We start from the raw sequence: 23,466 nt of genomic DNA on the forward strand, positions 1-23,466 counted from the left end.
AATAAATCATGAAAATTTTAAAAAATATAAAAACTGTCGGAATCACCCTAGCTACAGCTGCAGTACTTATTGGGACTTCTAGTTGTACAGAAGAGGAAAAATTTCCTCTACCATTTGGTGAAATAGGCGCTGAAATTCCTGGAACGCTACCTAACGGTGCATTTCTTAAGACAATAGAATCGTCATTTACTGTGGATCTGTTTAACTTAGATGGATCAACTATAGACCTTCTTTTAGAGGCAAGAGATTCTGACAACGGAAATTTATTACAAGACGTAGACGTATTTGTAGCATTTGCAGATTTAACTCTAGATGATGATAATGGGACACCAGACGATCCTTCTGATGACCCTAACTTTTCTGTAAGTGAAGTTATGTTAGAAACCATCCCAGGAAGTGCCTTTACTGCTGGACCTGATGGATTTCCTCGAGTATCATACAATAGCTCTGTGACTGATGCAATTGATGCTTTAAGTCTTGATCCAAATTTAATTAATGGTGCAGATACTTTCACCTATAGATTTGAATTGAATCTTACAGATGGTACTTCTTGGTCATCAACTAATTCAAACCCAAACATTGCTACTGAATTATTCTTTAGCTCACCATTTCAGTACACGACTGAAGTAGTTTGTTTATTTGAAGCAGATGATTTTTTCTCAGGAACTTACTTAATGGAAGAGTTACTAAGAAATGACAACCCTTTCCAAGGAGGTTTTGGAGATCACTATCCAGATGCTGTTTTAGTAGACATTACTGCAGATGGAACACAGCGTTTCTTTGATTTTACAATTTATCCTGACTCATTTGTATTTGCTCAACAAGCTACCATCAATTTGATTTGTGGTAAAATATTCTTTACAACTGATGCAGCTCCTGGAGGATCTCTAGGTTGTACAGGTGGAGCAAACACTATTCAAGATATTCACGCTCAACCACAAGCAAACTTTGATTTGAATCTTGAGGATGATGATGTTTTCGAATTTGATGTTTCTGGATTCGGTCTTGATGACGGAGGTTGTGGTACAGGAAGTTACCCTATGCGCTTACGTTTTACTAAGCAATAATTAAAAAATTAATTAATTATTTTAAAGAGGCCGATATATATCGGCCTCTTTTTATATTTATTCTATGAGCACAAATCTAGAAATATTTGGCACAAGAGCCATTATAGAAGCCATTCAGGCAGGAAAAGAAATAGACAAAGTCTTTCTACAAAAAGGACTTAACAATGCACTTACAAGCGAGTTAAATACTCTTATCAAGAAAAATGGGATCAATTTTTCATACGTACCAGTCGAAAAACTCAATAGGCTTACTCAAAAAAATCATCAAGGAGCTTTTGCAACTATCTCACCTATAGCATATAGAGACTTTGAGACTCTAGTGACACAAACTATAGAATCAGGTGTTAATCCCTTATTTCTTTTATTAGATCAACTTTCAGATGTTAGGAACTTCGGTGCCATTATTCGTACAGCAGAATGTACTGGAGTACACGGTATAATTATTCAGAAAAAAGGAGGCGCTCCTCTCAATGGCGTTGCCGTAAAAACCTCTGCAGGAGCTGCTTTTAATGTACCCATTGCAAAGGTGGACCATATTAAAGATGCTATTTACTATTTACAAGGATCTGGCATACAAGTTATCGCAGCAACAGAAAAAAGTAACATCAGCCTTTTTGAAATGGAACTGTCTTCCCCTACTGCCATCGTAATGGGAAGAGAAGATAGTGGTGTCTCTCCAGGCGTACTTAAAATTGTAGATCATAAAGCTAAGCTACCTCTAATGGGAGAGATAGGCTCACTTAACGTATCTGTAGCCTGTGGCGCATTTTTATATGAGACCGTTCGGCAGAGATCATAGGCCTTCAGTATCATTCAGCTTAGATTCTTTGTACTCATAATGTATCTCTACTTCTTCTAATGGTTCTTCAGGTTCTATTTCGATAAAATTTCCATTTTCGTCAAACTGTTTCATAAAAGGATCATCTTCGGCATTGTAATCTGGTTTTTCCCAAATATATTTTGCAGGCAATGGTACGCTTTCGCGAAAGCGGAATGCTAACAACAACCCCGCAATCAAACCTGCTAAATGACCTTCCCAAGATACTCCAGCTTTGATAGGTAAGGCACCCCAAATAAGGCCACCATATAAAAAAACTACTACGAGTGAGAGCGCTATAAGTCGATAATGCTTCGCAAAAATCCCCTTAAAAAAAAGAAAAGAAACCAAACCATAAATAATACCGCTCATCCCAATATGATAGGACGGTCGTCCCAACAACCATGTCCCCAAACCACTTAAGATTAAAATCCAGAACAATACCGCCCAGGAAATCTTTTTGTAGAAATAAAATAGGGCCATAGCAAGCACAAAAATGGGAATTGTATTGTGCCAAAGATGAGTGACTCCTGAATGTATAAATGGCGAAAAAAATATACCGCGCAATCCTTTAACAGTCTGCGGTCTTACTCCATAGGTCGTAAAATCTACATGAAATGTAACCTCCACCCACATTACTGTCCATATAACAAGGACAAACAACAGTGGATATAGGACAACACCATAGTAAAACGGAAATGATTCTTCTTCTCTAGACATTTGATCTAAAGTTTGTCAAAAGGTAGTCCACAATTTTAATTGCCGTTAAATTGTCAGTCTTAGCCTAGACAAAATACTTATTTTTATACAATGAATATACCCCTAGCTGAGCGTTTAAGGCCGAAAACTCTTGATGATTATTTGAGCCAACTACATCTAGTAGGACCACAAGGTTCCTTACGAGGCGCTATTGAGGCAGGAGTGATACCCTCATTGATACTCTGGGGACCTCCTGGAATTGGTAAAACAACACTAGCAAACATCATCGCAAGCACTTCAAAAAGGCCATTTTACACCTTAAGTGCCATAAGTAGCGGAGTAAAGGACGTACGGGAGGTTATTGAGAAGGCAAAACAGAGCGGAGGTCTCTTTACTCAGAAAAACCCCATCCTTTTTATAGATGAGATTCATCGGTTTAGTAAATCACAGCAGGATTCTTTATTAGGTGCAGTCGAAAAGGGTTGGGTTACACTTATAGGCGCCACTACAGAGAATCCTAGCTTTGAAGTAATACCTGCATTACTCTCAAGATGCCAGGTTTACATCCTGAATCCCTTCGGTAAAGATGATCTTGAAAATTTATTATTTCGCGCTTTAAAAGAAGATGATGAGCTAAAAAAGAAAAATATCACCCTGAAAGAAACTGAGGCGCTTTTGAGACTAAGCGGTGGAGATGCCCGTAAGTTGCTCAACATCTTTGAACTCATCATTGCTACGGAATCTTCTTCTGACGTGACAGTTACCAATGATATGGTAATGTCTAAAGTGCAACAAAACACGGTGCTTTATGATAAAACAGGAGAACAGCATTATGATATAATTTCTGCCTTTATAAAGTCGATAAGAGGCAGTGACCCTAACGCGGCTGTCTACTGGCTTGCTAGAATGATTGAGGGCGGGGAGGATGTAAAATTTATAGCGAGAAGGCTAATCATCTCTGCTTCAGAAGATATTGGAAATGCAAATCCTACGGCGCTTGTGGTTGCTACAAATTGTTTTCAAGCCGTGAACACCATAGGATATCCTGAGGCTCGTATCATACTGAGTCAGTGTGTCACTTACCTCGCATCAAGCCCTAAGAGCAATGCTTCATATTTAGCAATAGGTAAAGCTCAAAAATTAGTAAGGGAAACAGGCGACCTATCTGTACCACTACCCCTGCGCAATGCTCCTACAAAACTGATGAAAGATATAGGTTATGGTAATGAATATAGGTATTCACACGATTATCCAGGAAATTTTATTGCTCAGGAATTTCTCCCCGAAGAAGTAAAAGGGACCACACTCTATGATCCAGGTGCAAACCCTCGTGAAAATGCATTAAGGGAATACCTCAAAAAACAATGGAAGGATAAGTATGGGTATTAGTTTACTTCTATAAATCGCATAGTTACCATACCTACGCCTTTTATCTCCCTGTTAATTAGAAATTCGTCACCAGAAATCCTACCCTCTCCAGAAAAGTCTGTGGTTTCAACCAAAAACACATTTGAATTTTTAAGTCGTGCGGCTCCTATCTCTTTTGTACCGTCAAAAACTATAAAATTACCACCAGCTTGAACTAACTTATAGTCACTGTTTTCGCTCACGAAAACCCGCACAGCTTCACTGGAGTCAGCGTTAGTGACGATTTCGTCAATATGTTCCTTGTTTATATCTGGAACCTCGATTACCTCTTGAATTTCTTTTTTATCATCGGGCTTAGAAATAGCGCTTTGCATCTCTGTTTCGGCCGTATCTGAACTTGTAGTCTTTTTGTCATTACCAGGCTCGTATTTATAATTCAGGGCTTCTATAGATAGAAAAGCCTCCCGGAGCGCCTCGTGATAGGACTCTTTATAACGTTTATCTTTACTATCTCCTTCTTCAGAAGTATAAACTACAATATTATTACAGTCCCTTAGCACAACTTTTAGTTTTGTCCTTAAAAATCCGGAATTCCCAATCACATCAGCATAAAGTACATCACAACGATTATCAAGAACGTAAGCAGGAGCTTCTAGCCCACCCTTATAAGCATCGAATCCATACTTTTTAAATAAGAACACCGTAAGTGAGTTCACCTGAAATTCGTCCGGACTTTTTAAAAATTCAAACTGATTGGGAACAAGAACATACTTATAATTATTTACGCTTTGCGCGAAAATGGAATTACCTATAAAAAAAGCAAATAAAATGGTGTAGAAAATCTTCATCGTTATTAATCTGGTTCAAAGGTGAACTGAAAGCCCAACTGCAAAGAAGCATTGTAAGCTTTGGCAAGGTTGGGATAGTCCAGTAAATTATCAGCGGCAAGATAAACATTAAAATTCTTAATATTTGCCGAAAGCAACAGGCCTACATTGCGCTTTGAAAATGCGTCGAGTGTATAGGTTAGTTTTGTTCTGAGTAGGCGATTCCATCGTCTATCATAATAGGCAGTTAAGGCACTGTTTATTGCTCTGGGCCTCTTTATAGCAAAGAATTGAAGACCGACATTACTCTCATATTGGTTCTTGCCACCATTAGTACAGTCGCAGTCTCCAAATAGATTCTTACCAAATCCATAATTCAAACCGGCATTCGCCTTAATCGGCCTCCAGGTTGTGTAATTAACCTGCAAAGAATCGTTGAATGGCAACTGCTCCTCAATCTCATCTTCAAGGTTCTCCCAATACGGCGTTGTCGCGGTGCCGTCAAGAACTTGAGGAAAGATAAATTCTATTCCTTGCAAGTCATAACTTCCCGTAAGTTCATAATTATTAACGTCGTCGCGATGAAATACGGCACCTATATCTAAAAGACTTCCGCTAGCCGTCCACTTTTCTGACAATGTATAAGTGCCCCCTACATCCAGACCTATTCCTAAATTTTTGCTTAGAATTGCTCGTGCTACGGGGCTCGCTTCCTGTTCTATTATTGAGACTAATCCAGAAGTATTAGCTCGGACACTGGCATTTTGAACTTCGTGACTATAAAAATTATCTCCTTCGGGGGTTGTTCTAGTTATAAACTGCCCTCTGTTATTTGTACTATTTACATTTACAATACTCGAGTACAGCTTAATTCTGGCTCCTAAACGTAGTTTCTTAGAAACCTGCTTATTTACTCCAAAGTGGTATACTGTAAGTGCTTCTGCAGCTACCGAAAGATCATTGAACTCAAAAGGAACATCGATATATGAAGCATTTCCTTCGTATGCCAAGATGGCTAAATCCCTAGGAAAATAAACTATCGCATCCAACTCTTGATAAACACCACCCGAATAATAAATGTCCTTGAATCTAGGTTTCCATCCAAAAGAAGCTATCTCGATTTGTTCGTTTACGGTAAAGAAATCCTTATCTGAAAGATTAAAAATAGCATCTCTTACTCTCGCATTAAAATCACCACCTTCCTGAAAAATATCGTAAACACTTATCCCAGATGATCCAGCACTTAGAGAAAATCCGGAGAAAAATGGAATTCCAATATGTTTTTCAAAGCTGTGAGAAGCACCAGGATTAAGCAATAAAGTCTGAGGTAAGTTATCTACATTATAGAGTAATTGCTTATTCTGCCCTAAAACATTAAAACCTAGGCATAAGATAAAAAGATATACTAGCTGTCTCATAGTTACAAGTCAGAGAATTCCAGCGTGTACACTGCCTTACTCTTATGTCCGAGTGTACCTTCTAAAGGCTGTCCATTGGGCTGGAGGGTCAATTCAATAAACATCTTTATCGCATTCTTAATAGAATCTAGCTCTGGTGCAATAACGATTTCTGTAAATTGAGTAGTTTCTATTTCCCCATTTAATGAGGGGTCTACTTCAAAAGAGGTCTCATATAGAATATCGTCCTGCTCATTAAGAAACACGGCGCGATTAAAAAAGCCTTGAGAGAATGTATTCTCATATTGAAATAAAAAGTCAATCTGTACTAGATTGTCTTGAATGAAGGTGTCGTCCAGAAACTCTAAACGCGTAGTATCTCTAATCACTAGAATGACCTCCTCTGTAACCACGTCTACAAAGTTGGAGGTGTCAAGATCAAAAAAGATAAGGTCTAGGTCCACTTTTTGAGTAGTGGCAAAATCGTCTGCTTGTTCAAAATCAACATCTTTCACACAAGAGACTGATGCAAACGACAGTGCAATAAGTAATAGCCAAAATGTACCTTTTAAAAGGTAATTCATACTTAGGGGGTTTACTCTTTAACGCCCCATTTTCCTACAATATTGCTAGAGGTATTTTTTAATCTCCAGAAGATGGTCTACAAATAACTGCTCTTTTGGCAATATTGCCTTATGATAGTTAAAGCATATACTGGGCATCCCCACTCCTATTGCTCCTAGAATATCTGCTTCGTATGTATCACCTATCATAACGCTGCTAGAAGCAACAGCCCCAGCGTCATTCATCGCTTTATGAAAGACTTTAGGATTAGGTTTTTTAACACCGGCCGACTCAGATGTGGTAACGGTATTAAAGAAATAATCAATTTTAGAGTTTACGAGTTTCTTGGTCTGTACTTCTTCAAAACCATTTGTGATAATGTGAAGTTCATACTTTTGTTTGAGATACTCGAGAAGTTCTGTCGCTCCGTCAAAAAGATGATTGTTGTCGGGTAAATACGTAATGTAATCTTCGGCGAGGGTGTTTATAAGATCATCAGATAAAGATACTTTGAGGGTATCAAAACTTTTTTTTAACCTTCCGTAGCGTAACTGTTTTTTTGTCACGCGTTCTTCTCGATACCATTTCCAGTACTGAAAATTGATAGGTTCGTAGATTTTAAGAAACTGCTTTAAATCTACTTCAATGTTATGGAGTGAGAAAATTTTCGCGTAAGCGTAACCTGAGTTTTTATCAAAATCCCAAAGCGTGTGATCTAAATCAAAAAAAACGTGTTCTATATTTTTAAGCATCTCGCAGTACTATAGTTTTTAATAATTCCTTACCCTTAGGATAGATGACAGAGGTGTTCGTAAATCCTATAATAAAATACCCATTCACTGCTTTTGCCTCTTGATAAAGGGACCGTATAGTAACCATATCTATGGTACCTCTGCGCTCATCTACCAGTAACCTGTCCTCTGAACAGGTAGGATAAAGAATCAATGGTGTTTGGATTTCATAGTCGAGGTCATAAAAAAGAAATGGGCTACAAGTCCCTGCTCTAAAACCGCTATGCGTCGCATAATGCATACTGTAATCTTCAACAATTTCCTGATCTATGCAATTGCGATAGGTCTCTGGCAAGTGAATCAAATTATGTGTAATAGCTACTTGATCAAGACTACGGTTTACAATGTCTTCAAGCCTACGGCGCTCCACCTTGAGCATAGGTAGGGACTGAACAGCGCCCTTAGAAATCATAAGACCCACCTTACTATAATCTGCCACCATCTTAATGAGTGACTGGAACGTGGATTTACTATGTTTCACATTGCGACTCTCTTCTGAAAAATCACCAAGTTCAAAGAAAAATTGAATTTTTGTTGTGGTCTGTTTCTGGATATTAATAAACCAAGTAAAAGAATCATAAGGATCTTTGCGAGCACCTAGGAGTACCTGCAATCGGTCAAAATTACGTCTCAATCTAAAATTGAAGAAATCACTGAAAAATCCCCCCAACGTTCTGAGCAATCCTAATTTTCTAAAAGCATATGCCTGAGGCACCTTTACCAGCACCTTTTCCCTAAACAATCGCTCAGGAATGACAAAATCTTTAAAGTGCCTCTTGAATAAATACTCTAAGCGCTGCACCCATATATCTACTACGGGACGGTGCAAGAAATGGTTTTGAAGCGCAAGACTCTCTGACGCAGGGTATCTTCCCAGCTCATCTTTTACATGTGGCAGATATTCCTCATACCTACTTAGTAGGTAAAAAGTTGCCGCAAAAATATCATAAGGCATCGCACTCATCTCACCTACTTGAAAAAAGCAAGGTACCCCATTCCAGTCTGAGACCTTTATGGACGCATCTGTTATTCCCTGTTCAAAAAGTAAATCTGTACTTTTAAAATGGAGCTCGTTGCCCAGTTGCTTTTGGGTATAGGAAATTTTTGGACCCTCGTGAGCCACGACCTCCTCCACTTTTGAGGTAAATGAAACCGGAAGCCCAAGCATTCTTGTAAAAATATGCTTAAAGGTGTAGCTTATTCTAGGTGTGATTTTGTGCGTGTAAACGAGCAGCATCTGGAGGGTAAAAATTACAGTATGCCTTCATCGGCAAAGCTAAAATACGTCTTTTCGGTTACAATAATGTGGTCCAGGACTTTGATATCAAGACTCTCGCCTGCTGTTTTGAGTTTTTGGGTAATTTGCCTGTCAGCCTGACTGGGTTTTAAAGTTCCAGAGGGGTGGTTATGCCCCAGCACGATAGCAACTGCTCCTAGCTCTAGCGCTGTCTTAAGTGCGAGACGTACATCCACAAGTGTTCCCGTGATACCTCCTTTGCTCAATTGCTTTTTATCAAGAACCTTGTTCGAATTATTGAGATAAATAACCCAAAATTCCTCGTGTGCAAGGTCGCCTATGATAGGTTGTAAAATGCTATAAGCGGTTTCACTTGAAGAAATACGCTTTCGCGAAAGCGTATCACCACCACTTCTCCTCCTCCCAAGTTCAAGCGCCGCGGCAATACTTACAGCTTTTGCCTCTCCTATCCCCTTAAACTTCATCAAGTCCTTAATAGTAAGCTTTCCCAGTTCCATCAAGTTATTCTCTACCGAAGCAAGAATGCGCTTGCTTAGACTCACAGCACTCTCATTACGACTGCCAGACCCTATTAATATGGCTATTAGTTCTGCATCGCTAAGTGCTGTTCTTCCCTTATTGAGTAGTTTCTCGCGGGGGCGGTCATCTTCTGACCAGTTTTTAATAGAAAAGGATTGCGGTAATTCTTCTGACATAGAAATTAAAGATAATACTTTACCTTTAATGGCGACTATGGTGTATTTACAAATCATAGAATAACTCGAACCAATACGCAACCTGACCTATGAAAAGTTTATTTGACGAAAGTGCTTACCACGAAATCAAAACACGCCTCCAAAAACTCACGCCAGACCACACTCCCGAGTGGGGAAAAATGAACGTCGGGCAAATGGTCACCCATTGTCAATTTCCGTTCAAAGTTGCGTTGAGCACAAAACCGCGCAAACGTACTTGGAATCCTATCCCATTAATGTTTAAAAAATCTCTGTACAGTGATAAACCCTGGAGAAAAGGATTACCTACGGTCAAAGCCGCAAAAATTACAGATCAACGCGACCTCTCCCTAGAAAGGGAAAAACTTGTGAGTATGATAGATGCATTTTATGAGAAACGGGAGCAGAAGGAATGGCTACCACACCCTATGTTCGGTAGTTTTACTCCAGAGCAATGGGGGAAATTAGAGTACAAACATCTGGATCATCATCTCACTCAGTTTGGGGTTTAATTAAATGTAATGACTTCAGTACATTGTCGGGGTGGTTGTTTTCTAGTTTTTGTAAATTTTTTCTTTACAAAAACTAGAAAACTTAAAGTTAATATTCATTCCTTAGTAAACATCTCGATCATCACTTATCAAGGTTCGGGATTTGACGTATTTTTCAAACCGTTACTGCTTCCCGAAGATACCTTCTAAATGGCAACATCTCCTTGTATACTTCAACAATATAATCCTCAAAATCTGTTGCGAGTACACGCTTTCGCGAAAGCGTAACCTCAACGGCAAATGTTTTATGACGCAATAGATTGATATGAGGATGGTCTTGAGAATATCCCTTAGGGGCAGTCTTGAGTTTTTCATCTTGATAAAGACCTCCAAAGGTTTTTTGAAAACTTGGCTTGTCTATAATCGCTTGTAATTCCTCTCCATTGTAATCTATAGCGCTCCGTATACTTTCAAGTATTTCCTTTTTGGGACGCCAGTAACCTCCAGCGAGCAAGTTTTGCTTGAGGCCTATCTCAATGTAAAAATCACCTTGCTTCGTTTTTTGGTCCAATCCCGCCCCAAAGTGATCCTTATAAATAGGTTTATTAGGATGGAACATTAAATTGTTGTTTATCCTGTTGATGGCCTTCTTTCCAGGAGTATCAAAGTACTCTTTATCTATTTTAGCAAATTTCTGGTTGAGCCTATCTAGCCAGTCTATATGTGCATCACGAATGTCGTGATATTCCCTGCGATGGGCATCCATCCACTCTTTTGAATTATTGTTTTGGAGCTGTTCTAAAAATTGATAAAGCGATTGAAAGTGCATTTTTTCTTTTAAAATTAACAGTATTTAGGCAGAAATGAGTGCAAGGTTAAAATGTTAACGTATTATTTAGAAAGAATTGGTAAATCATTATCAAAAGCATTCAGTTTAACATTTACATTTGTCCTACTAATCAATAACTCGAATTATGAAAATGCAAAAAATAGCTGTCGCCGCTTTACTACTTGTAGGGCTATCATTTACGAGTTGTCGCGAGAAGACAACAGAAACTAAAACTATCGTAAAAGAAGTTGAAGTGGAAAGAACAGAAGAAAAGGAAGGTATTCTAGAGCGCACTGCAAAGGAAATCGACAAAGAAGTGAATGAGGAAATCAATGAAGAAATTGATAAAATCGGCAACGACGACAACTAATAGCAACTAACCATTATTTACATTATTATGAAAAGAATATTTGCAACATTAGCAATTATTACTTTACTAGGTTCATCGTTTACAATGACATCTTGTAGAGAAAATAAAACCACAACTATCGAGGTAGATAGTAGTGATGATATCGAAGACGCAATAGACGACGCAGGAGATGCGATTGAAGAAGGCGTAGACGAAATAGAGGAAAACACAGGTACCGGTGGTACTGACGATAACTAAACAAAAGATTATGAAATTATATAAATATGCAGCGCTTTTACTCGCTGCCGGAACAATAACCCTCACATCTTGTAGAGAAGAGAAATCTGAAAAAGAGAAACTTATAGAAGAGATGAAAGAAGAGGGAGCTACCATCAAAGAAAAGAGCGACGATGACTCTTATAAAATCAAGATGGAGACCGAGGACGGTAAGGAAGTAAAAATCAAGGAAGAGGACGGTGAGACTAAGATTAAAGTTGACGACGACTCTAAATAGATTTTAAATTCCCTAAGCAAATGGGCTATAATTCGATTGAATTATAGCCCATTTCTTTTAAGGGTTGTCCAGCAGTTACGCCTTAGCGTGTTTACCGCCCAACTGTAACTTCAATTCCTCCATAGATTGTTGTAATTCCTTGAGTAGGTTACTCTCAGAGTTCTCTTCCAGATTAAAAGTGAGCTTGCTGCTCACTTGCCAGATTTCTTGAATATCACTTACCGAAACTTCATAAGGAACATATTCTTTATTGAGTGATACTAGTAGCACCTTAGAAGCATCAGGTAATTTTTGTAATTTTTTTACGACCACGGCATCCTGCATTACAATTACATACACTTTATTGTCTGCCGCATAATCTAAGCTCTCGACGCCTTTTGCCAGCACCCAGTCTTCAGGTCTAAAGTTAGGAACCATACTATCTCCTTCTATTTGAAAACCGCGATAGGTTGCATTTCTATATTGTGGGAGCGGAAGGTCAAAGGCAGGAAGATTTTGATACCATTCTACATCTTGAATATTGTTGGGGTAGCCGGCAGCCGCCTTCTGGTTAACCATAACCATATTCTCGTTGTCCTCTTTATCTACAATCACAACTTTAGGACTTACATCACCTTTATCCGTATTGAGATGCTTCTGATTGCTATATCCATAAATCCATAACGGATTCACGTTAAAAAGTCGCAACATCTCTGTAACAACACGTCCAGAAAGTTTTGTCCTCCCGCGTTCTATGTCTGCCGTGGAGTTTTTAATGCCCAGTTGCTCGGCAAATTCCGACTGTGTAAAATCGTGGTCTTCCCGTATTTCTTTAAATCGGCGAATTTCTGAAGCTAAATCGTTTGTTCCCATACGGTAAATCTAATAAAATTTGGAATAATTCCTAGTTAAATTTTAGTTCGCTTTTTATAAATACGTCTTCAGCGTATCGCGAAATTTTTTTCTGGAGCAAAAAAATCATATCCCCATTAAGAAACTTACAACATTTCACTACTCCATAAATCGCTATTTTTACATCGAATTCAACCCTAAATTATAAGACATGAAAACCCTGTATATAGTAATTCTAGCCCTCGCAACTACAGCTATTTCTTGTAGAGAGGTAAAAGAAAAAACCAGCGATGCCACTAAGGCCACAAAAGAAGTTATAAAAGACGCCGGGGATGCACTAGAGGAAGCAGGCGAAGAAATTAAAGAAGTCGCCCAAGATATTCAGAAAGAAACTAAAGAAATGACCGAAAAAGGTGGTGAGTCTATGAAAGAAGCTACCGAAAAATCACAGACGGACGATAACTAAATGTAGTCCAAAAAAATCCCCTTCGCTCAAAACCGAAGGGGATTTTTTCTGGGTTAATCTTTTAGTACTACGCCTCCCAATCTGCGCTTGAAGCTGTAACCTCACGATTAATTTTACGCATCAGTCCCTGTAAGACTTTTCCAGGACCTACCTCAACAAAATTTAAGGCACCATCTGCAATCATCTGTTGCATACTTTGTGTCCATTTTACGGGCGCTGTAAGTTGATCAATAAGATTTTTCTGAATATCACTTTCATCCATAACAGCGGTTGTGCTCACGTTTTGATAAATGGGACAACTAGGTTTTGAGAATGTTGTTGCCTCGATAGCCGCAGCAAGTTCCTCACGAGCAGGCTCCATAAGTGGTGAGTGAAAAGCTCCTCCCACGGGAAGTACTAAAGCTCTTTTTGCTCCTCGCTCTTTCATCGTTTCACAAGCCCTTTCTATTGCAGCTACCTCTCCAGAAATCACAAGTTGTCCCGGGCAGTTATAGTTTGCCGCCACAACAATCCCTTCAGTTTGTGCACAAACTTCCTCAACAATATTGTCATCTAAGCCCAGAACTGCTGCCATTGTAGATTGTTGTGCCTCGCAGGCCTTTTGCATTGCAAGGGCTCTCTGAGAGACAAGTTTGAGTCCATCTTCAAAGTTTAGAGCTCCGTTTGCTACAAGAGCAGAAAACTCTCCCAGAGAATGCCCTGCAACCATATCTGGCTTAAAACGGTCTCCCATTACCTTACTCATAATAACCGAATGTAAGAAAATGGCAGGCTGTGTTACTTTAGTTTCCTTTAAGTCGTCGACGGTACCTTCAAACATGGTGTCGGTAATTTCAAAACCTAAAATATCGTTTGCCTTAAGGAATAAATCTTGAGCTTCTGGGTATTTTTCAAAAAGGTCAAGGCCCATCCCTGAAAATTGAGCTCCTTGTCCCGGAAATATATATGCGTTCATAAATTTTTCAGTTAGTTTATACAAAAATACAAAGAAGGGTTGAGTCTTGAAATGGGCTAGGTTACGCTTTCGCGAAAGCAAAAAAAACCTCTACAAACAAGTAGAGGCTCTTCCATTATTTATTACTCATTGTTTTTTACGGCTTCAATGTTCCTGAGACACCTATATCCGTTTTCTCGCCAGCTACCGTTCCATATAACATTTTAAATAGGGAAACAAATTTATTATGCTTCGTATCCCAGTACCTTGCTTCGGTTGGTTTAAATGAGATAGCGGTCAAGTTTGGATCATCCACTCCATCAAACCAGTTATCATCTGACTTCCCATAAAGATCTTCTAATATCTTCTTATCGCGAGTAATCACAGCTTTTCCAAAAACGCTTAGAAATTCCATATCACTAGGTTTCGAATACAAAAGCTGTACATCGCTATCTTTCTGGATATCCTTATTGTGGTCGCTGTCTGCACCGCTTAAGAACCAAATGTTTCCAGCTTCATCCACTTTCTTTGTGGACATAGGAATTGCTCCCAGAGGCTTCTGACCTAGGTTTGTCGTCATCATTGCAAAGTCGATGTCCTCTACGAGTTCTTTAATTTTTGCTTTGGCTTCTTTACTGTATAAGTTTTCTGTGCTCATAATCTTTTTTCTTTAAAGATAGTACGCACAGTAACCTTTATCCGTGAAAGGTTTGCTAAAAGTATTTCTTTAAGTATTAATGTTTGTTAAGATGAAAAAATATTACCTCTTACGATACGTCTCATATGTAAACGCATAATTATGACGATCATCCTTGTCGTGGGTTTCGCTGCCTACTAGCTCCCATGTATCATCTGGGATTTCAGGAAAAAACGCATCTGCCTCGAAGGTACCGTGCACTCTTGTAAGCTCAATATGACTGGCATAGTCCAACCCCATCTTGTAGATTTCTCCACCACCTATAATAAAGGTGTTTTCATCATCCTTTGCATAAGCCAGCGCATCTTCCATGGAATGTACAACAATGGCGCCCTCAGCTTTGAAATCTCTATTTCTGGTGATGATAAGATGCGTTCTGTTGGGTAAAGGCCTGGGGAAAGATTCCCAGGTCTTACGTCCCATAATAATATGATGACCAGTCGTTAGCTTCTTAAAACGTTTAAAATCATCCGGCAAGTGCCATACGAGATCTCCATCTTTTCCCAGCGCGTTATTTTCACCAGCGGCTGCAATCATTGTAATCATAGGGGAGAATTCTGGTCTGTAAATGGTTTTTCTGGATACGTTAGTAACGGACTTTTTTTTTCAGGTAATGGGTTCTGAGCATCTATCTGTTGCTGGATCTGAGCGATTTTTGCTTTTTGTTTTTGCACTAACTTATCCACTTGCTCCTTTTCCCACTTCTTGTTCATAAAGCTTCCTAAAAGGAAAACATTGATAAGGTGTACCAAGAAAAAGAAGATCCAAATCAAAATAGCCCACACAAACCAAGGTTTCTCAAAAGGTTTGAACTCCTCGCCTATTCCCAAAGCAAGATTAAGAACTATTAATAAAATTGCACCGGCGAGAAAAACAACAAAGTGCCGATACAGATTTTTCTTCTGTCGCACTCGCGCCTGCGCATTCTCTATAAGTTCCCGCTGTTCGGGGTCAATTGCTGTTTCCTTTTTCTTTGTAAATAGTCCCATAAGTCCGACCTTTATATTGTCTTATAAAAGTATTGCTTTATAATCCAATTCTCAATCACCTTATGAAAAATTTTAAGAAAGTATTCCCGATTCTCCAGCAATACACCTACCTCAATACCGCCGCGTCTGGACTATTACCCACTCCCGTTATGGAGTGGCGACAGGAACACGACCTCGACTTTTTAGTGGGTGGCAGTATGCTCAAGGAGAAGCAGGGGAAAATACTTTCTGGAGTGCGCGAGAAAGTAGGAAAGCTTTTTGGTTGCCTGCCGGAGCGTGTGGCGCTGGTTCCTAATTTCTCCTATGGTTTTAACACTCTAGTTGAAGGGCTGGAAGGTTCAGAAAAGGTATTGTTGCTGGAGCAAGATTACCCTTCGGTGAACTGGCCGTTCACGTCACGGGGATTTGATGTGCGTTACGTTTCTATAACTGAGAAAGTGGAGGATGATATTGAGGCCGCTTTCGCGAAAGCGCAACCCCACATATTTGCATTTTCATTAGTGCAATGGCTCAACGGGATAAAACTGGATCAAGAATTTCTAAAAAGTTTAAAAAGCAAATACCCCGACACCCTCTTCATTGCCGATGGAACTCAATATATGGGAACTGAGGTTTTTGACTTTGACAACTCGGCAATAGATGCTCTGGGGGCGAGCACCTATAAATGGATGAATGCCGGCTACGGCAACGCCTTTTTCCTTTTTAAAAAACAAGTAGCCGAAAAAGTAGGCGCACAAACCACTGGGTTTAATGCCTTGCAAGGGAAATACAAGCCACAAGAGGGAAGTTTTTTAGGGCGCTTTGAACCAGGACATCAAGACACATTAAACTACGGAAGTCTGGGTGAAGCAATTGATTTAATCAACCAAATAGAGCTGGAAACCATCCAATCAAAAATCGCAACACTCGCCACGAGTGCAAAAGAAGCCTTTGCCGAAAGAGGTTTAATAGACTCCGCAATCACAAATCGAAAAAACCACAGCAGTATTTTTAATATAAAAGGGGATGAAGCGCTCGTTCAAAAATTAAGGACAGAAGACATCATCGTTATTGCTCGAGGGGAAGGCGTGCGGGTAAGTTTTCATTACTTCAATACGGAAGATGATTTAAACAGATTACTGTCTTTTTTATAGCGATTTTATGAAAACAACAGGTAATTTATTCTTATTCCGCTAAGGATTCTGCAATTTTATTACGACTTGTTGTCTAAATTTCGCAAGTGCAAACGTTTTCGTTTTACGCTATTATAAAAATTCCCCTTATCCTATTATCAAATTGTAAAAAATGAAGTTAATTCCCTAATTTATAAGTTTTTAACACATACTTCCTTTACATTTACCCCATTAAATCAAACTAGAATATTATGCCTATTACTAAGAAATATTTAAAATCAAAACCAGTATGCAAAGTAACTTTTGCAGTACCAGCAGCAGAGGCAAACTCTGTTGCCGTAGCGGGAGATTTTAACGCGTGGGATACCACAGCAGCACTTAAAAAATTAAAGAACGGAACATTTAAAGGAACTTTTGATCTTCCAGCAGATAAAGCTGTTGAGTTTCGCTACGTAGTAGACGGACAATGGCAAAACGAAGCCGAAGCAGACCGTTTCCAGTGGAACGAATATGCTGCTGCAGAGAACTCGGTACTTGAGCTGTAGATACCCCAACTCAAGATAAATTATAGAGCGCCACTTTTCCTCAGGAGAAGTGGCGCTTTTTTTTTGCTACGTCTCTAAACTTGAACTATCTAATGCGTTGCGCTTCGAGCAATAATTTGTTTGTAATATCATAAAGTCGTAAAACATCTCCTTGTAGATCAAAATGATGTACGCTATTGAAAACTACAAAATACTCCTCATCCAAAGCCGAACGGCTATCACAAAGCAAATGACTTGCAAGAATTTTAGAGAATATTAAGCTATAGCCTAGTTGCTTAAAGAACAAATGGTAGTTATTACAGCCCGTAGAGCCCCGCATGATACTATTATTTGCATTGATAACAAGATCTATCTGGTTGTTGTTTAGGCTTCTTCCATTAAATCCTACTACTTGAAAACTTCCATTTAAAGTCGGGGCATCAGTTGCGTACTGTGGTACCCACATTTTTGATGTTTCTTTAATCAATCTATATCTTACCACTCCGTCGTCCATAACTGGCAACGGTTGGGCTTCAATGGTATATTCAAAGCCTTCTTCTGCTTTAAAACCCTCAATAGCATCCATTCCTACTATTTCCAGGCTTGCTCCTAGCGTATCGAGAAGCTGTAGACAGCGTTCTGACTCGGTATCGTCGCAGTAGATCGTATAAGGTGCGACTTCTAGAGTAATTTTCTCTTGCGCAAATAATGCAAATGCACTTAATACAAAAAAACTTAAAATAACATTTTTCATATCTCATTGTTTTCAATAAAAATAGTGCATAAACTTAAAATTTTCGTTTGATTAACAAATACTTAGCTTCTTAAGATGTTACTTAAAAAAGAACAGAAAAAAAATACTTTAGTGGCCTAAAGCACTAAGTTTAAACTTATAAATCACACTCCTATTATACTCAGTTGTACGAGACACTTTACTTACTACACTCCTTAGAATTTTCCCACGAACCGTTATCTTTGCCCACTATGACAAAAGAAGCCATAAAATCACGTATAGACCTAGGAGAACTACTTCCGCTTATGGAAGAATTCTATACAATTCAAGGGGAAGGCGCACATACAGGTAAAAGCGCCTATTTCATTCGCATAGGTGGTTGTGACGTGGGCTGTCATTGGTGTGATGTAAAGGAAAGTTGGGACGCGGCAATTCATCCTCCTACTGAGGCAGATGCGATTGTAGAAAATGCCGCAAAATATAGCGATACAATTGTTATCACAGGCGGTGAACCGCTTATGTGGGATATGGAACCGCTTACGCGAAAGCTAAAGGCTAAAAACTTACAGGTACATATCGAGACCTCTGGCGCATATCCGCTCACGGGAACGTGGGACTGGATTTGCCTCTCGCCAAAAAAGCGTATGCTCCCTAAAAAAGATGTACTGGACAACGCTCACGAACTTAAGGTCATCATATACAACAAGCACGACTTCGAGTTTGCCGAAGAATATGCTCGCAAAGTAAACAAAGACTGCACACTTTTCCTACAACCAGAATGGAGCGTTCGGGAGAAGATGATTCCACTTATTGTGGATTATGTGATGGCAAACCCAAAGTGGAAAGTTTCTTTACAGACGCATAAGTACTTGAATATTCCATAGGAAATCGAAGTTGAAGTTGAACTCGAAGCTGAAAAAGACGTAGGACGTGATGGCTGACGCCATCTGACCTAGGATGTAGGACAAAAAAGCACAATCTAAAGTGGTTGAGTGATGTAAGAAATCACATAAATAAACTCGGGAATAGTGCTAATCAAAGTCGCTCACTTTTGCGTGCTCACTGCTAAGTGATTTCTCGTCACGGCGTTTCCCTCGAAATGTCATCTCTCATCACTTGTATGTATCTAAAGAGGTTTACCTATTCACAATACCGCTTTCGCGAAAGCGGAAAAAAATAACTCCCAACTTCCAGCACCCAGCATCCGGCATCCAACTCCCTACTTCCAACTCCCTACTTCCAACACCCAACACCCAGCACCCAGCATCAAACCCACATCCACCCTTCACAATTTCCTATCTTCTATTGCATTGCTTATTTTTGAATAAAAGGCAAACAATCTATGCGAGTACATTTTATAGCCATAGGCGGGAGTGCGATGCACAATCTGGCGCTGGCACTACATCATAAAGGAGATGCGGTTACGGGAAGTGACGACACCATTTTTGAACCGTCTAAATCTCGGCTAAATAAGTATGGACTCTTGCCAGAGTCTTTTGGCTGGTTTCCAGAAAAAATCACTTCAGAAATAGATGCCGTAATCCTCGGAATGCACGCTAAGGAGGACAACCCAGAACTTCTTAAAGCCCAAAAATTAGGGTTAGACATATTCTCATACCCAGAATATCTCTACGAACAAGCAAAGAATAAAACCCGCGTTGTCATAGGCGGTTCTCACGGGAAGACAACCATTACTTCTATGATATTGCACGTGATGCACTATTGGGATAAAGAGGTAGATTATATGGTGGGAGCGCAACTGGAAGGTTTTGACACGATGGTGCGCCTTACAGATGACGCAGATTTTATGGTGCTAGAAGGAGACGAATATTTAAGTAGTCCCATAGACCGCAGGCCAAAATTCCACTTATACAGACCAAATATTGCATTACTGAGCGGTATTGCTTGGGACCACATTAATGTTTTTCCTACCTACGAGAACTACGTGGAGCAGTTCCAGATTTTTGTGGACAGTATGACTAATGGTGGTGCAATGATTTACAATACGGAAGATGAAGAAGTAGTAAACGTAGTCGAAAATGCCACCGCGCACATCAAGAAATATCCTTATAAAACCCCAGAATACACAGTCGAAAATGGCGAAACACTCATCGAGACTCCCGATGGGCCAATGCCTCTAGAGATTTTTGGAAAACATAACCTCAATAACCTTGCGGGCGCAAAATGGATTTGCCAGCATATGGGCATCGTCGAGGAAGATTTTTATGAAGCCATCGCAACCTTTAAAGGTGCTAGCAAACGCCTAGAAAAAATTGCTGAGAACAACAAAACGGTTATCTACAAAGACTTTGCGCACAGTCCATCGAAGGTCGAAGCCACAACACAAGCCGTAAAAGAGCAATTTCCTGACAGAACGCTAGTCGCTTGCCTAGAGCTCCACACCTATTCCAGCCTCAATCCAGAATTCCTAACCGAATATAAAGGTGCTTTAGACAGTGCAGATGTTGCCGTGGTCTTTTACTCCCCCCACGCTGTAGAAATAAAAGGACTGGAAGAAGTAACCAAAAAGCAAATTGAAGAAGCCTTCCGTCGTAGGGATTTAATTATTTATACGAACCCGTTGGATTTTAGGACATTTTTGTTTGGGCAGGAATTAGAGGATAAAGCGATATTGCTTATGAGCAGTGGGAATTATGGTGGATTGGATTTTGAGGATTTGAAGGGGTTGGTATGAAAAAAATAATCTTTATATCAATAATGCTTTGCTGTTCCATTTGTCTTGGACAATCCTATTTTTTTAATAAAGAAATTATTTACAATTGCTCTAATGCTAGAGAGTCACAAGATTCTACTTATGAGAACAGAAGGTATTTCATAAATACTGAAAACTCAAAGATTGTTGCTATTCTCATTGATAAAGGGGAAGACCGCTATAAAATGATATTTAGAGATGACAAAAAAGACCGCATTGCCGAAGTTTCCCTAGATAACTTTATAATATCTGAAAATGGGAATCTTGATATTTCTAGATCGTATTTAGTACATAACTCATATCACGGAATTAGGAATTTAAAAGACTATGAAATAAAAGCAGAAAGATTAGACAGCTCCACCACAAAGTTTGTTTATTCATATTCAAAAAAAAGCAACCCTCGCAATATAACTTCTCATACCTTACATACTACCGATGTGAAATTTTCAATTCATTCAGGAATAGGCTTTGGAGATTACTATTCACGTTTAAAATGGGACAAAGAATTGAAGAACAAACTCATTATTCGCGCTTACACAAATAGAAAAGATGGAAGCATTACAGATGACAATCGTTTGGAAAGCGTAAGAGATGTTCAATTTACAATCCTTTTTAAATGAAACTATTCTTGCTTACATTCCTTACTTTTCAACTATATGCTCAACAAGATTATAAGTTTGACTATATGGCGGTAATGAAGGTCCAAGACTCGACGAGCGAACATAATTTTAATGATGAAAAAAACGCATATAGACTTATAAATTCAAAAGATGACAGCTATTCATTACTTATCAGAGAAATCGGAATTGACTCCATCAAAATTTACTTCAGTGACAATAAAAATAAAATAGGCGGGCATGGTAGATTGAGTATTGAGAATTTGAGCGAATCATCTATTTGGGAACTGTCATATTGGGTACAATATGATAGACTTATGGAGAGTCCAATAAGAAGACAATTTCATATCACAGAGTCTCAGTCAAGTGGAGATTCTATAAAGTATAGTCTAAAGCGGAAACGAATTTCTAAAGACAAAAAGAACAATATAGCAGAGCGGATATATATAGCTAATAAAGAATGGAACACCCGCTACCCTTTCAAAGGCTTTGACACCTTTAAAAAATTTTTTAGAGACGATAAAGAATTGACAGCATTTATCACAACACGTTACATTGTAGGACTAGATGGAAAAATGAGAAGTAAAGAAGAAGTATTATCTATCGAAAAAATAGAGCGTACATTGAGGCTACAGGATAAAAAATACTACCAACCTAAAATAAAAAACTAAGCCTTATTTCACCTGAATATGTATGTGATCATCATGACGCACGGCACGACAACCGTGGTATCGCAACTTACTATGTTCTAAACCCATTCGCATCTTTAAATGAGGTTCTATAAAAACTTTAGAAATAGCTCGTTGATTTAATATAGATTGTATCAATTTTTTATTCGCTTTTACGGAAAATAATAACGAGTCAGAATTTTTTCCCAATGTGAGATATTTGGGAAAATCATATTGCCAATAGCCTTTACTCTTACAGACATCATTTTGATTATGTTCCGAAGCCAAAGGTTTTTCAAATACTCCATAACCACTTCTGGAAGGTTTTGTATTAGTTAATTCCCCAGAATCATCGGTATAGAGTAATGATATATCTAATTTCTTTCCATCATTATGGCTTAGATGGGGCAGTAAAGGAAACCCATCCCAGAAAGGGAAGTTCCCATCCAGACAATGAACTTCAATAGTTGGATATGATTTGCGCGCATCTAGAGTTACTTCTCTTAAAAGTGTGTTTACTTTAGGCACTACATAGTTTCTGTTGGCTATTGTCGTAAAGAAGTTATGAATAACAACTCCGTCGCCTGTAGCTATTTTTTCTCGTCCAAAAACAGGAGCTAGATAAGGCACAATCAGAAAAGTGCTCAAAAGATAAATACTGGCAAAGACAATCCAACGTACAGCAACTGACTTTCGAAATAGAATCACCACAACGAGATAGATTATACCGCCTATCTGTGTCAATACAGTAAAAAATAAAATGAGCGTAAGGTGACCTATAAATCTTAGAATACGCATCATTTCATCTTAGAAAACAAATCCCAAACCACAACCCCACAACTCACAGCAATATTAAGCGAGTGCTTTGTCCCAAACTGAGGAATCTCAATAACTGTATCACTAGCTGTTACTACTGATTGTTGCACTCCTTTTACTTCGTTGCCAAAAATGACTGCATACTTCTTACCATCTTCTGCGATAAAGTTATCCAGCATGACGGCCTCTTCCGCTTGTTCGATAGCGCATACTTGAACGCCTTGAGATTTTAGTTTTTTGACTAGTTCTAAAGTGTCCTCTACATATTCCCAAGCGACGGCATCTGTTGCTCCCAGGGCTGTTTTTGTAATGTCTTTATGAGGTGGTTGCGCAGTAATCCCACACAGGTATATTTTTTCAACCAGAAACGCATCTGCCGTTCTAAAAACGGAACCCACATTATTTAAACTTCGGATATTATCGAGAACGATAATTAAAGGAGTCTTCTCCGAAGCTTTGAAAGCTTCGATGTCCTTGCGGTCGAGTTCGCTATTTTTTAGTTTTCTGTTTTGCATAATAAATTCGGAGGTTTCGATACGATTCCAACTTACCCTTCGGCTACGCACAGGGGGCGTCGGAATCACTCAACCACCTTTGATTGTGCTTATTTGTCCTATGTCTTAGGTCAAATGGCGCCAGCCATCAAGTCCTACGTCTTTTTCGACTTCGATTTCCTTTTACA

31 protein-coding genes are annotated in these 23,466 nt (G+C 39.0%); 14 read left to right on the forward strand and 17 right to left on the reverse strand.

The window, feature by feature from the left end; translation table 11 throughout:
* Positions 1-8: 8 nt before the first annotated feature.
* Entirely contained in the window at positions 9-1,067 is a 1,059-nt protein-coding gene (locus EAX61_RS04305) for a hypothetical protein (protein WP_121916442.1), read from the forward strand.
* 64 nt (positions 1,068-1,131) lie between these two features.
* Positions 1,132-1,866: a 23S rRNA (guanosine(2251)-2'-O)-methyltransferase RlmB gene (rlmB, locus tag EAX61_RS04310; protein ID WP_121916443.1), complete on the forward strand. Its 735-nt coding sequence runs from the start codon at positions 1,132-1,134 to the stop codon at positions 1,864-1,866.
* Here rlmB and EAX61_RS04315 read toward each other — a convergent pair.
* A complete protein-coding gene (locus EAX61_RS04315; protein ID WP_121916444.1) occupies positions 1,861-2,604 on the reverse strand; it encodes a rhomboid family intramembrane serine protease in 744 nt (247 codons plus the stop codon). The two genes, rlmB and EAX61_RS04315, sit on opposite strands and share 6 nt — an antisense overlap.
* A gap of 90 nt (positions 2,605-2,694) precedes the next feature.
* On the opposite strand from EAX61_RS04315, the gene EAX61_RS04320 reads away from it, so the two are divergent.
* Positions 2,695-3,972 carry a replication-associated recombination protein A gene (locus tag EAX61_RS04320; protein ID WP_121916445.1) on the forward strand — a complete coding sequence of 426 codons (1,278 nt, stop codon included), beginning with the start codon at positions 2,695-2,697 and terminating at the stop codon, positions 3,970-3,972.
* Here EAX61_RS04320 and EAX61_RS04325 read toward each other — a convergent pair.
* From EAX61_RS04325 to radC, 6 genes are read right to left on the reverse strand one after another with little or no spacing between them, the layout of a single operon-like run.
* Positions 3,969-4,799, reverse strand: coding sequence for a hypothetical protein (locus tag EAX61_RS04325; RefSeq protein ID WP_121916446.1), 831 nt, complete (start codon positions 4,797-4,799; stop codon positions 3,969-3,971). The two genes, EAX61_RS04320 and EAX61_RS04325, sit on opposite strands and share 4 nt — an antisense overlap.
* A 5-nt stretch (positions 4,800-4,804) precedes the next feature.
* Complete coding sequence (locus EAX61_RS04330) at positions 4,805-6,196, reverse strand: DUF5723 family protein (protein WP_121916447.1); 1,392 nt, start codon at positions 6,194-6,196, stop codon at positions 4,805-4,807.
* A 2-nt stretch (positions 6,197-6,198) separates the two neighbouring features.
* Entirely contained in the window at positions 6,199-6,759 is a 561-nt protein-coding gene (locus tag EAX61_RS04335) for a hypothetical protein (protein ID WP_121916448.1), read from the reverse strand.
* A gap of 45 nt (positions 6,760-6,804) precedes the next feature.
* On the reverse strand, positions 6,805-7,491 hold the full coding sequence (locus tag EAX61_RS04340) for a YjjG family noncanonical pyrimidine nucleotidase (RefSeq protein ID WP_121916449.1): 687 nt from the start codon (positions 7,489-7,491) through the stop codon (positions 6,805-6,807).
* A complete protein-coding gene (locus EAX61_RS04345; RefSeq protein ID WP_147448335.1) occupies positions 7,484-8,767 on the reverse strand; it encodes a DUF7033 domain-containing protein in 1,284 nt (427 codons plus the stop codon). Before EAX61_RS04345 ends, EAX61_RS04340 begins: the two co-directional genes overlap by 8 nt.
* 14 nt (positions 8,768-8,781) lie before the next feature.
* Entirely contained in the window at positions 8,782-9,483 is a 702-nt protein-coding gene (radC, locus tag EAX61_RS04350) for a RadC family protein (protein WP_121916451.1), read from the reverse strand.
* A gap of 89 nt (positions 9,484-9,572) precedes the next feature.
* On the opposite strand from radC, the gene EAX61_RS04355 reads away from it, so the two are divergent.
* Positions 9,573-10,013: a DUF1569 domain-containing protein gene (locus EAX61_RS04355; RefSeq protein WP_121916452.1), complete on the forward strand. Its 441-nt coding sequence runs from the start codon at positions 9,573-9,575 to the stop codon at positions 10,011-10,013.
* Between the two features lie 154 nt (positions 10,014-10,167).
* On the opposite strand, the gene EAX61_RS04360 is transcribed toward EAX61_RS04355, so the two are convergent.
* The gene (locus tag EAX61_RS04360; protein WP_121916453.1) at positions 10,168-10,821 is read right to left on the reverse strand and encodes a DUF2461 domain-containing protein; all 654 of its coding nucleotides are present in this window, start codon (positions 10,819-10,821) and stop codon (positions 10,168-10,170) included.
* Positions 10,822-10,966: 145 nt separating this feature from the next.
* Between EAX61_RS04360 and EAX61_RS04365 the strand changes: the two genes are divergently transcribed.
* The 3 genes from EAX61_RS04365 to EAX61_RS04375 are packed head-to-tail and all read left to right on the forward strand — an operon-like array spanning position 10,967 to position 11,684.
* Positions 10,967-11,191: a hypothetical protein gene (locus tag EAX61_RS04365; RefSeq protein WP_121916454.1), complete on the forward strand. Its 225-nt coding sequence runs from the start codon at positions 10,967-10,969 to the stop codon at positions 11,189-11,191.
* A 27-nt stretch (positions 11,192-11,218) separates the two neighbouring features.
* Positions 11,219-11,428 carry a hypothetical protein gene (locus tag EAX61_RS04370; RefSeq protein ID WP_121916455.1) on the forward strand — a complete coding sequence of 70 codons (210 nt, stop codon included), beginning with the start codon at positions 11,219-11,221 and terminating at the stop codon, positions 11,426-11,428.
* 10 nt (positions 11,429-11,438) lie between these two features.
* Positions 11,439-11,684 carry a hypothetical protein gene (locus tag EAX61_RS04375; protein WP_121916456.1) on the forward strand — a complete coding sequence of 82 codons (246 nt, stop codon included), beginning with the start codon at positions 11,439-11,441 and terminating at the stop codon, positions 11,682-11,684.
* Positions 11,685-11,759: 75 nt separating this feature from the next.
* On the opposite strand, the gene EAX61_RS04380 is transcribed toward EAX61_RS04375, so the two are convergent.
* A complete protein-coding gene (locus EAX61_RS04380; RefSeq protein WP_121916457.1) occupies positions 11,760-12,536 on the reverse strand; it encodes a LexA family transcriptional regulator in 777 nt (258 codons plus the stop codon).
* Positions 12,537-12,726: 190 nt separating this feature from the next.
* Between EAX61_RS04380 and EAX61_RS04385 the strand changes: the two genes are divergently transcribed.
* On the forward strand, positions 12,727-12,981 hold the full coding sequence (locus tag EAX61_RS04385; RefSeq protein ID WP_121916458.1) for a hypothetical protein: 255 nt from the start codon (positions 12,727-12,729) through the stop codon (positions 12,979-12,981).
* A gap of 67 nt (positions 12,982-13,048) precedes the next feature.
* Here the strand turns inward: EAX61_RS04385 and fabD are convergent, their stop codons facing one another.
* The 4 genes from fabD to EAX61_RS04405 all read right to left on the reverse strand — a co-directional run bounded on the left by fabD (position 13,049) and on the right by EAX61_RS04405 (position 15,601).
* Positions 13,049-13,936: an ACP S-malonyltransferase gene (gene fabD / locus EAX61_RS04390; protein WP_121916459.1), complete on the reverse strand. Its 888-nt coding sequence runs from the start codon at positions 13,934-13,936 to the stop codon at positions 13,049-13,051.
* Positions 13,937-14,072: 136 nt separating this feature from the next.
* Positions 14,073-14,573: a pyridoxamine 5'-phosphate oxidase family protein gene (locus EAX61_RS04395; protein WP_121916460.1), complete on the reverse strand. Its 501-nt coding sequence runs from the start codon at positions 14,571-14,573 to the stop codon at positions 14,073-14,075.
* 102 nt (positions 14,574-14,675) lie between these two features.
* A complete protein-coding gene (locus tag EAX61_RS04400) occupies positions 14,676-15,158 on the reverse strand; it encodes a dihydrofolate reductase (protein WP_121916461.1) in 483 nt (160 codons plus the stop codon).
* Complete coding sequence (locus tag EAX61_RS04405; protein ID WP_121916462.1) at positions 15,155-15,601, reverse strand: 2TM domain-containing protein; 447 nt, start codon at positions 15,599-15,601, stop codon at positions 15,155-15,157. The genes EAX61_RS04400 and EAX61_RS04405 overlap by 4 nt, the downstream gene beginning before the upstream one ends.
* Positions 15,602-15,663: 62 nt before the next feature.
* Here EAX61_RS04405 and EAX61_RS04410 point away from each other — a divergent pair, with 62 nt between their 5' ends.
* Positions 15,664-16,734: an aminotransferase class V-fold PLP-dependent enzyme gene (locus tag EAX61_RS04410; protein WP_121916463.1), complete on the forward strand. Its 1,071-nt coding sequence runs from the start codon at positions 15,664-15,666 to the stop codon at positions 16,732-16,734.
* Between the two features lie 230 nt (positions 16,735-16,964).
* Positions 16,965-17,258, forward strand: a complete 294-nt coding sequence (locus EAX61_RS04415) for an isoamylase early set domain-containing protein (protein WP_121916464.1) — start codon at positions 16,965-16,967, stop codon at positions 17,256-17,258.
* Positions 17,259-17,343: 85 nt separating this feature from the next.
* On the opposite strand, the gene EAX61_RS04420 is transcribed toward EAX61_RS04415, so the two are convergent.
* On the reverse strand, positions 17,344-17,991 hold the full coding sequence (locus EAX61_RS04420) for an META domain-containing protein (RefSeq protein WP_121916465.1): 648 nt from the start codon (positions 17,989-17,991) through the stop codon (positions 17,344-17,346).
* A 230-nt stretch (positions 17,992-18,221) separates the two neighbouring features.
* Here EAX61_RS04420 and EAX61_RS04425 point away from each other — a divergent pair, with 230 nt between their 5' ends.
* Positions 18,222-18,854, forward strand: a complete 633-nt coding sequence (locus EAX61_RS04425) for a 7-carboxy-7-deazaguanine synthase QueE (RefSeq protein ID WP_121916466.1) — start codon at positions 18,222-18,224, stop codon at positions 18,852-18,854.
* A 252-nt stretch (positions 18,855-19,106) separates the two neighbouring features.
* Here EAX61_RS04425 and EAX61_RS16415 read toward each other — a convergent pair whose 3' ends face one another.
* On the reverse strand, positions 19,107-19,259 hold the full coding sequence (locus tag EAX61_RS16415) for a hypothetical protein (protein ID WP_161555190.1): 153 nt from the start codon (positions 19,257-19,259) through the stop codon (positions 19,107-19,109).
* A 53-nt stretch (positions 19,260-19,312) separates the two neighbouring features.
* On the opposite strand from EAX61_RS16415, the gene EAX61_RS04430 reads away from it, so the two are divergent.
* The 3 genes from EAX61_RS04430 to EAX61_RS04440 are packed head-to-tail and all read left to right on the forward strand — an operon-like array spanning position 19,313 to position 21,971.
* The gene (locus EAX61_RS04430; RefSeq protein ID WP_121916467.1) at positions 19,313-20,665 is read left to right on the forward strand and encodes a UDP-N-acetylmuramate--L-alanine ligase; all 1,353 of its coding nucleotides are present in this window, start codon (positions 19,313-19,315) and stop codon (positions 20,663-20,665) included.
* Positions 20,662-21,303 (forward strand): hypothetical protein, encoded by a 642-nt coding sequence (locus EAX61_RS04435; RefSeq protein ID WP_121916468.1) that lies wholly within the window; start codon positions 20,662-20,664, stop codon positions 21,301-21,303. Before EAX61_RS04430 ends, EAX61_RS04435 begins: the two co-directional genes overlap by 4 nt.
* Positions 21,300-21,971, forward strand: a complete 672-nt coding sequence (locus EAX61_RS04440; RefSeq protein WP_121916469.1) for a hypothetical protein — start codon at positions 21,300-21,302, stop codon at positions 21,969-21,971. The genes EAX61_RS04435 and EAX61_RS04440 overlap by 4 nt, the downstream gene beginning before the upstream one ends.
* Positions 21,972-21,974: 3 nt before the next feature.
* Here the strand turns inward: EAX61_RS04440 and EAX61_RS04445 are convergent, their stop codons facing one another.
* A complete protein-coding gene (locus EAX61_RS04445) occupies positions 21,975-22,769 on the reverse strand; it encodes a hypothetical protein (protein WP_121916470.1) in 795 nt (264 codons plus the stop codon).
* Positions 22,766-23,299 carry an RNA methyltransferase gene (locus EAX61_RS04450; protein WP_121916471.1) on the reverse strand — a complete coding sequence of 178 codons (534 nt, stop codon included), beginning with the start codon at positions 23,297-23,299 and terminating at the stop codon, positions 22,766-22,768. Before EAX61_RS04450 ends, EAX61_RS04445 begins: the two co-directional genes overlap by 4 nt.
* Between the last annotated feature and the right edge of the window lie 167 nt (positions 23,300-23,466).

The organism is Dokdonia sinensis, assembly GCF_003688895.1.
GTDB lineage: Bacteria > Bacteroidota > Bacteroidia > Flavobacteriales > Flavobacteriaceae > Dokdonia > Dokdonia sinensis.

Coding starts and splice junctions, on each gene's coding strand:
- EAX61_RS04420 (WP_121916465.1), bottom strand. CDS start 17,991: ATGAAAAATGTTATTTTAAGTTTTTTTGTATTAAGTGCATTTGCATTA.
- rlmB (WP_121916443.1), top strand. CDS start 1,132: ATGAGCACAAATCTAGAAATATTTGGCACAAGAGCCATTATAGAAGCC.
- EAX61_RS04400 (WP_121916461.1), bottom strand. CDS start 15,158: ATGATTACAATGATTGCAGCCGCTGGTGAAAATAACGCGCTGGGAAAA.
- EAX61_RS04340 (WP_121916449.1), bottom strand. CDS start 7,491: ATGCTTAAAAATATAGAACACGTTTTTTTTGATTTAGATCACACGCTT.
- EAX61_RS04440 (WP_121916469.1), top strand. CDS start 21,300: ATGAAACTATTCTTGCTTACATTCCTTACTTTTCAACTATATGCTCAA.
- EAX61_RS04445 (WP_121916470.1), bottom strand. CDS start 22,769: ATGATGCGTATTCTAAGATTTATAGGTCACCTTACGCTCATTTTATTT.
- EAX61_RS04355 (WP_121916452.1), top strand. CDS start 9,573: ATGAAAAGTTTATTTGACGAAAGTGCTTACCACGAAATCAAAACACGC.
- EAX61_RS04325 (WP_121916446.1), bottom strand. CDS start 4,799: ATGAAGATTTTCTACACCATTTTATTTGCTTTTTTTATAGGTAATTCC.
- EAX61_RS04375 (WP_121916456.1), top strand. CDS start 11,439: ATGAAATTATATAAATATGCAGCGCTTTTACTCGCTGCCGGAACAATA.
- EAX61_RS04415 (WP_121916464.1), top strand. CDS start 16,965: ATGCCTATTACTAAGAAATATTTAAAATCAAAACCAGTATGCAAAGTA.
- EAX61_RS04430 (WP_121916467.1), top strand. CDS start 19,313: ATGCGAGTACATTTTATAGCCATAGGCGGGAGTGCGATGCACAATCTG.
- EAX61_RS04435 (WP_121916468.1), top strand. CDS start 20,662: ATGAAAAAAATAATCTTTATATCAATAATGCTTTGCTGTTCCATTTGT.
- EAX61_RS04385 (WP_121916458.1), top strand. CDS start 12,727: ATGAAAACCCTGTATATAGTAATTCTAGCCCTCGCAACTACAGCTATT.
- EAX61_RS04450 (WP_121916471.1), bottom strand. CDS start 23,299: ATGCAAAACAGAAAACTAAAAAATAGCGAACTCGACCGCAAGGACATC.
- EAX61_RS04425 (WP_121916466.1), top strand. CDS start 18,222: ATGACAAAAGAAGCCATAAAATCACGTATAGACCTAGGAGAACTACTT.
- EAX61_RS04410 (WP_121916463.1), top strand. CDS start 15,664: ATGAAAAATTTTAAGAAAGTATTCCCGATTCTCCAGCAATACACCTAC.
- EAX61_RS04405 (WP_121916462.1), bottom strand. CDS start 15,601: ATGGGACTATTTACAAAGAAAAAGGAAACAGCAATTGACCCCGAACAG.
- EAX61_RS04365 (WP_121916454.1), top strand. CDS start 10,967: ATGAAAATGCAAAAAATAGCTGTCGCCGCTTTACTACTTGTAGGGCTA.
- EAX61_RS04335 (WP_121916448.1), bottom strand. CDS start 6,759: ATGAATTACCTTTTAAAAGGTACATTTTGGCTATTACTTATTGCACTG.
- EAX61_RS04320 (WP_121916445.1), top strand. CDS start 2,695: ATGAATATACCCCTAGCTGAGCGTTTAAGGCCGAAAACTCTTGATGAT.
- EAX61_RS04395 (WP_121916460.1), bottom strand. CDS start 14,573: ATGAGCACAGAAAACTTATACAGTAAAGAAGCCAAAGCAAAAATTAAA.
- EAX61_RS04380 (WP_121916457.1), bottom strand. CDS start 12,536: ATGGGAACAAACGATTTAGCTTCAGAAATTCGCCGATTTAAAGAAATA.
- EAX61_RS04360 (WP_121916453.1), bottom strand. CDS start 10,821: ATGCACTTTCAATCGCTTTATCAATTTTTAGAACAGCTCCAAAACAAT.
- radC (WP_121916451.1), bottom strand. CDS start 9,483: ATGTCAGAAGAATTACCGCAATCCTTTTCTATTAAAAACTGGTCAGAA.
- EAX61_RS04370 (WP_121916455.1), top strand. CDS start 11,219: ATGAAAAGAATATTTGCAACATTAGCAATTATTACTTTACTAGGTTCA.
- EAX61_RS04330 (WP_121916447.1), bottom strand. CDS start 6,196: ATGAGACAGCTAGTATATCTTTTTATCTTATGCCTAGGTTTTAATGTT.
- fabD (WP_121916459.1), bottom strand. CDS start 13,936: ATGAACGCATATATATTTCCGGGACAAGGAGCTCAATTTTCAGGGATG.
- EAX61_RS04305 (WP_121916442.1), top strand. CDS start 9: ATGAAAATTTTAAAAAATATAAAAACTGTCGGAATCACCCTAGCTACA.
- EAX61_RS04315 (WP_121916444.1), bottom strand. CDS start 2,604: ATGTCTAGAGAAGAAGAATCATTTCCGTTTTACTATGGTGTTGTCCTA.
- EAX61_RS04345 (WP_147448335.1), bottom strand. CDS start 8,767: ATGCTGCTCGTTTACACGCACAAAATCACACCTAGAATAAGCTACACC.